At 67.3% G+C, this 254-nt stretch carries 1 pseudogene; it reads right to left on the bottom strand.

Going from position 1 to position 254, the window contains the following annotated elements:
- Nucleotides 1-254, bottom strand: a pseudogene (locus AC0L3U_RS39780) (dihydroxy-acid dehydratase); the annotation flags it as partial.

Raw genomic sequence — 254 nt, 5'->3', positions numbered from 1 at the left:
ATCATGTCGCCGTTCTTCACCAGCGCCAGCGGGCCGCCGACGGCGGATTCCGGAGTGATGTGCAGCACGATGGTGCCGAATGCGGTGCCGCTCATGCGCGCATCCGAAATGCGCACCATGTCCTTGGTCCCAGCGCGCGCGAGCTTCTTCGGGATCGGCAGATAGCCCGCCTCGGGCATGCCGGGCGCGCCCTTAGGACCGGCGTTGCGCAGCACCAGCACGTCATCGGCGGTGACGTCGAGATCGGGATCGTC

The sequence above is a fragment of the Bradyrhizobium sp. Kon69 genome (assembly GCF_055807515.1).
This window is presented reverse-complemented; position numbering and strand designations above follow the sequence as displayed.